The following is a 5,634-nucleotide window of genomic DNA, read 5'->3' as shown; positions in this document are numbered from 1 at the left end:
GCCCGATGTCCCCTCCGGCGCCGACGACGCCACGCCGATGGCCGCCGAGCCGGACTCCGCTCAGGAGTCCGGGCCGGCGGCCCCCGCCGGGGACATCCAGGACGCGGCTCTGCTGGCCCAGCTCGACCAGGTCCGTACGGCGCTCGGCGAGCGCACGGGGGACCTCCAGCGGCTCCAGGCCGAGTATCAGAACTACCGCAGGCGCGTGGAGCGGGACCGGGTCTCCGTCAAGGAGATCGCGGTCGCGAACCTGCTGACCGAACTGCTGCCCGTGCTCGACGACATCGGCCGGGCGCGCGACCACGACGAGCTGGTCGGCGGCTTCAAGTCCGTCGCCGAGTCGCTCGAAGCGGTCACGGTCAAGCTGGGTCTCCAGCCGTTCGGCACGGAGGGCGAGCCCTTCGACCCGACGATCCACGAGGCCCTGATGCACTCGTACGCGCCGGACGTCACGGAGACGACGTGCGTCGCGATCCTCCAGCCCGGGTATCGGTTCGGCGAGCGGACGATCAGGCCCGCCAGGGTCGCGGTGGCCGAGCCACAGCCGGGCGGCAAGACCAAGTCCGCGGAGGAGCAGGCGGATGCGGCCGATGACAGGGAGAACGGTGGCCCCGACGAGGGGTGACGGAGCGGAAACACCGGCCGCGGCCGGCGCGCGACGCGCCGGCCGCGTGCCGGACACAGGTGACGCGGTGGCCGGCGGTGCCGGTGCGGGCGGAGAGGAGGGACGTCGAGGATGAGCACGAAGGACTTCGTGGAGAAGGACTACTACAAGGTTCTCGGCGTTCCCAAGGACGCCACCGAGGCCGAGATCAAGAAGGCGTACCGGAAGCTCGCCCGCGAGTTCCACCCGGACGCCAACAAGGGCGACGCCAAGGCGGAGGAGCGCTTCAAGGAGATCTCCGAGGCGAACGACGTCCTCGGCGACCCCAAGCGGCGCAAGGAGTACGACGAGGCGCGCTCGCTCTTCGGCAACGGCGGATTCCGGCCGGGGCCCGGCGCGGGCGGCAACGGCTCGTTCAACTTCGACCTGGGCGACCTCTTCGGCGGCGGCCAGGGCGGTCCGCAGGGCGGCCCTGCGGGGGCCGGCGGCTTCGGCGGCGGGCTCGGGGACGTCTTCGGCGGGCTGTTCAACCGCGGCGGACCCGGCACCCGTACGCAGCCGCGCCGCGGCCAGGACATCGACACCGAGGTGACGCTGAGCTTCACCGAGGCCGTCGACGGGGCCACGGTCCCGCTGCGGATGTCCAGCCAGGCGCCGTGCAAGGCGTGTTCGGGCACCGGCGACAAGAACGGCTCACCGCGGGTCTGCCCGACCTGTGTCGGCACCGGACAGGTGTCGCGCGGTTCGGGCGGCGGCTTCTCGCTGACCGACCCGTGCGTGGACTGCAAGGGACGCGGGCTGATCGCCCAGGACCCGTGCGAGGTGTGCAAGGGCAGCGGGCGTGCCAGGTCCTCGCGGACCATGCAGGTCCGGATCCCGGCGGGCGTCAGCGACGGCCAGCGGATCAGGCTGCGCGGCAAGGGCGCTCCCGGCGAGCGCGGCGGACCCGGCGGCGACCTGTACGTCGTCGTCCATGTCGACGCGCACCCGGTCTTCGGCCGCAAGGACGACAACCTCACCATCACCGTGCCCGTCACCTTCACGGAGGCGGCGCTCGGCGGCGAGGTGCGGGTGCCCACGCTGGGTGGCCCCCCGGTCACGCTGAAACTGCCCGCGGGCACCCCCAACGGCCGTACGATGCGGGCCCGTGGCAAGGGCGCCGTACGCAAGGACGGCAGCCGCGGCGACCTGCTGGTCACCGTCGAGGTGGTCGTGCCCAAGGACCTCGGCGGCCAGGCGCGCGACGCGCTGGAGGCGTACCGGAAGGCGACCGCGGACGAGAACCCGCGGGCGGAGCTGTTCCAGGCGGCGAAGGGAGCATGACCCGATGGACAGGGACGGGCGGCGGCGGCCGTCCTCAGCGTTCGGCAGGGCGGCGTACACGCTGACCGAGGAGACGCCGGTGTACGTCATCTCGGTGGCGGCCCAGCTCTCCGGGCTGCACCCGCAGACCCTCAGACAGTACGACCGTCTGGGCCTGGTCTCGCCGGACCGTACGGCGGGCCGTGGGCGGCGCTACTCGGCCCGGGACATCGAACTGCTCCGCCAGGTGCAGCAGCTCTCGCAGGACGAGGGCATCAACCTGGCCGGGATCAAGCGCATCATCGAGCTGGAGAACCAGGTCGCCGCGCTCCAGGCCAGGGTCGCCGAGCTGTCGTCCGCGGTGGACGGCGCGGCGGCGGCGATGCGGCAGCGCGAGGCCCAGGTGCACGCCTCGTACCGCCGGGACCTGGTGCCCTACCAGGACGTGCAGCAGACGAGCGCCCTGGTGGTCTGGCGCCCGAAGCCCAAGCGCGCGACGGACTGACCTCGGGCGCGCGAGGGACGCGAGCCGTTCACCGCGGTGGGAAGCCCCGGCCGGGAGACCCGGGCCGGGGCTTCCCACCGTTGTGCCACCGGGCGGGGGCGTCCGGCCGCAGGGGGCGTAGGGCGCGTACGGGGAGCGCGGTCAGCCCAGTTTGCGTTCCTCGGCGGCGGCCTCGGAGCCCCACCACACCCCGAGCGAGAACAGGGTGTCCACGCCGACGACCTCGTACAGCTTGTTCAGGTCGGTGTTGACGGTGCGCAGGCTCACGTCCAGCTCGCTGGCGATCTGCTTGAGGGTGCGGCCCTCGCGGAGCTTGTTGAGGATGCGCCGCGAGCGCCCCGTGGTGACGATGCCCTCCCTCGGCCGGAACCGCCCGCCCATCCAGGGCTCGGCCCGCTCCCACTGCTGGTCGAAGAGATGATGGAGGAAGGCCACCATGCCGGGGTGCGTCACCTTGAACGCGGTCATTCTGTTCGGCTCGTCCCGGTGGTCGGAAATGATGGCGAATCTTCTGTCCACGAGGATCATTCGCTCGAAATCGGAGGCGAGGGTACGTATCTCCGCGCCGTGCGCGGACATGGTCGTGGCCCACTCCTGTTCCGCGGCGCGGGTGCGGGCGGCCTGTGAATAGATCGTGCGGCGGGCGATACCCCGCTGGAGGAGATTGATCTCGCGGGGAACGACCGCGGCGAGTCCTTTCGCGGAGCGGTTCACCGGATGTGCCGTATACATGTGGGATTGCGCGTAATCCGCTGCCTGCATGATGGCGGCATTGACGTGTTCGAGCCGGTCGAGAAACTCGATTCCGTTACCGGTGGGCGATTCGTGCGTCCGCATGTCGCGGTACAGCTCGTCGAGCTGGTGCATGCGCTGGAGGTGACGGGCGATGCCGGCGCGCTCCTCGGCCATCGCGGTCTGCTCGGCGTGGTGCAGGTCGGCCACGCCCCACCGGTCGGAGTGCGGGTCGTGCACGGCCAGTCCGAGGGCGATCAGCTCCGTGCAGCCCGGCTCCGCCCGCTCCACCTGTTCGCCCCGTACGAGCCGGCGCAGCAGGTTGTGCGCCCCCGCCGACACAGCGGGCGACGGTTCTCTGTGGGTCACCGCGTCCGGTTGTGTCATATGTCCCTCCTGCGTGGTTCCGCAGTGCTGCACGGTTCCGCAGTGCGCATCAGTGCAGTCGAGTTTCGCTTGATCCGGGCAGGCCTGTGTCGGCACTCTACAGAGAGTGACCGAGGCCATCGCCGAGTTCTCGCCGTGCAGGGGCGGTGGTTCGGCGTCCGGTTCAGGGAATTCGAGCTGATTCGGGTCGATTCAGTCGGTGCCTTCCCTCTCTCTGTTCACGCTGGTTTTCGTTTGTGGGCGGTGCGGAGCGAGGTATGTCGAGGTGTTTCGAAATGCCGGGTCAGCGCTCCTGGTCCAGGATTCCCGAGTGGGCGATCAGATAGCCGAGCTGTGCCCTGCTTCCGCTGCCGAGCGTGGTGGCGAGTTTGGCGATGTGGGCGCGGCAGGTCCGTACGTTCATCCCCAGACGCCGGGCTATGGCCTCGTCCACGTACCCCTCGATGAGCAGTTTCGCGATCGATCGCTGGACGCCGGAGACGCCGTCGGGCGTCGGCTCGTACGAGACCTGTTCGGTGAGGGGGGTGGCGCGCCTCCAGAGCTGTTCGAAGACCTGGGCCAGATAGTCGACGAGCGCCGGATGGCGCAGTTCCAGGGCGACCGCGCGGTCGGAGCGCGCCGGGATGTACGCGACGGTGCGGTCGAAGATGATCAGCCGCTCGACCAGCTCCTCCAGCGTCCGGATCTCGACGTTCCCCTCGGCGAGCCGTTCGGCGTAGGCGAGCGTGCCCTGGCCGTGCCGGACGGTGTGCTGGTACAGGGTGCGGATGCTGACCCCGCGGTCCACCACGAGCTGGCCGCGCTCCAGCCCCTGTTCGAGCGCGTCGGCGCTGCGGACACCTCCTGGCTGGACGGTCAGGACCTCCGTTCTGCACGCGGCCGTGGCGAGGTCGATGGCCGCGTTGATCCGTCCCTTGCCCTCCAGGACCGTGATCGCGTGGGCGCTCGGCGGCCCCTGCGAGGCGATCGCCATGAACGGCTCGAAAGCGTCGGTGAGGGCCACCGCGAAGTGCCGGCGCTCCTGGATCTCCCGCTCGATGGGGTTGAGCCGCTGGGAGAGCGCGGCGGACGGCGGAACCGGTCGCAGCCAGTCCGGATCGTCCGGGTCCGGATGGAGGAGCGGGAACTCCATGAGGCAGGGAGCGGCCTCGGCCTCGCTCCGGGCGAGGCGTCCGGAGCGCAGCGCGCTGGCGTAAAGCCGCCTGCCGTCTTCACATAGATCAGTGACGGCATGGGGATGTGTCGGTTTTGTGATGCTTTCGGTCAAATCTCCACCCCTCAGGGTCCTGAACATGCAGGAACATGATGCCTCGTCCCGGTGGTGTTGACGTGTCCGAATGAGACATCGTCTAGATGGCGGGGGAGAGGAATCCATCAAGTGAGGACGAAGCCGACTATGTATAAGAGAATGCTTCGCGCGGTGGTTGCCACTGCTTTCTCTGCGGCTCTGGCCTACGGTGTGCTGGGTGTTGCCGGGGAGATCTCCTGGACCAGCGCTCCGGCCGGTTCGGCCGGCCAGACCACCGCGGTGGGGGAGATCTCCTGGACCAGCACTCCGGCCGGAACCGTCGTCCGGGCCGCGGACGGGGAGATGACCACCGAGGAGATCTCGTGGACGGTGGCCCCGAAGGCGGCTTCGGGTGACGCCGGCGACATCGAGTGGGGCAGTACCCCGGCCGGCATCACGGCATGACCGTCCCGCCGGACGATCGGGTCTTCCGGCGCGAGATGGCCACGGCGTACCGATCGGGGTGGCACTTCATCGATCTGGTCACGGCCATCCCCCACCGAGGAGACTCGTTGATGGTCACTCTCTTCGGAGAGCCGATCGTCGTCGTGCGTGAGGAGGACGAGGACGTACGTGCCTACCGCTGCCTCCGCAGGCCGCGCGGGGCTCCACGCCCGGTCCGCTGCGCCATCCGCTACGACATGATCTTCGTCAACCTCGACCAGCGTGACCACCAGCTCGTCGGAGCACCACAGACCACCCTCGCCACCCCCCGCAGTGGGGGGGGGGGGGGGCCGGGGTGTGGGGGGGCGAGCGCGGGGAGTCGAAGGGAGACAAGGAGGAACTCACACCCCCCCCCCGCGCGGGGGGGGCGAG

General features: G+C 70.2%; 6 protein-coding genes and 1 pseudogene. 5 read left to right on the top strand and 2 right to left on the bottom strand.

The window, feature by feature from the left end; translation table 11 throughout:
• The 3 genes from grpE to ACFXPK_RS24980 form a co-directional block, all read left to right on the top strand.
• Positions 1-625: nucleotide exchange factor GrpE (gene grpE / locus ACFXPK_RS24990; RefSeq protein WP_385078766.1), on the top strand; the 625-nt coding region annotated here is incomplete at its 5' end.
• A 111-nt stretch (positions 626-736) separates the two neighbouring features.
• Positions 737-1,927, top strand: a complete 1,191-nt coding sequence (gene dnaJ, locus ACFXPK_RS24985) for a molecular chaperone DnaJ (protein ID WP_385007278.1) — start codon at positions 737-739, stop codon at positions 1,925-1,927.
• 4 nt (positions 1,928-1,931) lie between these two features.
• The gene (locus tag ACFXPK_RS24980; protein WP_385007280.1) at positions 1,932-2,411 is read left to right on the top strand and encodes a heat shock protein transcriptional repressor HspR; all 480 of its coding nucleotides are present in this window, start codon (positions 1,932-1,934) and stop codon (positions 2,409-2,411) included.
• 141 nt (positions 2,412-2,552) lie between these two features.
• Here ACFXPK_RS24980 and ACFXPK_RS24975 read toward each other — a convergent pair whose 3' ends face one another.
• Positions 2,553-3,530, bottom strand: coding sequence for a LuxR C-terminal-related transcriptional regulator (locus tag ACFXPK_RS24975; protein ID WP_385007282.1), 978 nt, complete (start codon positions 3,528-3,530; stop codon positions 2,553-2,555).
• A 283-nt stretch (positions 3,531-3,813) separates the two neighbouring features.
• Entirely contained in the window at positions 3,814-4,824 is a 1,011-nt protein-coding gene (locus ACFXPK_RS24970) for a helix-turn-helix transcriptional regulator (protein ID WP_385007284.1), read from the bottom strand.
• A 126-nt stretch (positions 4,825-4,950) separates the two neighbouring features.
• On the opposite strand from ACFXPK_RS24970, the gene ACFXPK_RS24965 reads away from it, so the two are divergent.
• Together ACFXPK_RS24965 and ACFXPK_RS24960 are read left to right on the top strand one after the other, a co-directional pair.
• Positions 4,951-5,223 (top strand): 5'-nucleotidase, encoded by a 273-nt coding sequence (locus ACFXPK_RS24965; RefSeq protein WP_385007286.1) that lies wholly within the window; start codon positions 4,951-4,953, stop codon positions 5,221-5,223.
• Positions 5,220-5,537 (top strand): annotated as a pseudogene (locus tag ACFXPK_RS24960) ((2Fe-2S)-binding protein); the annotation flags it as partial. The gene ACFXPK_RS24965 and the pseudogene ACFXPK_RS24960, both read left to right, overlap by 4 nt.
• Between the last annotated feature and the right edge of the window lie 97 nt (positions 5,538-5,634).

Source organism: Streptomyces sp. NPDC059142 (genome assembly GCF_042755665.1).
In the GTDB taxonomy this organism is placed as follows: Bacteria; Actinomycetota; Actinomycetes; order Streptomycetales; family Streptomycetaceae; genus Streptomyces.
This window is presented reverse-complemented; position numbering and strand designations above follow the sequence as displayed.